The organism is Virgibacillus sp. 7505 (assembly GCF_002272135.1).
Classification (GTDB): domain Bacteria; phylum Bacillota; class Bacilli; order Bacillales; family Amphibacillaceae; genus Terribacillus.
This window is the reverse complement of sequence record NZ_NPBF01000519.1, coordinates 1-204: the sequence shown is the minus strand read 5'-3', so window position 1 is coordinate 204 and position 204 is coordinate 1. Positions and strand designations below refer to the sequence as shown.

Annotated in this window: 1 pseudogene; it reads right to left on the bottom strand. The window is 52.0% G+C overall.

The window, feature by feature from the left end:
* Nucleotides 1–204: pseudogene (locus tag CHH91_RS20045) on the bottom strand (spore maturation protein); the annotation flags it as partial.

Sequence of the window (204 nt, the reverse complement as noted above, 5' to 3'; positions counted from 1 at the left end):
CCCTAGCATGGCGCAGCCAGAAGCTAAAATCGTCGTGCTGACAATATCTGTAGGCGCCGCAGAACCGTACGACATACGAATGGAAATGACCGTTGTCGGCACAAGCGTTAAGCATGCTGTGTTTAACGCAAGCAACGTGACCATAGAACGGCTCGCCTCTTCTTTGCCGCCATTTAGCCGTTTCAACTCCTCCATCGCCTTGAT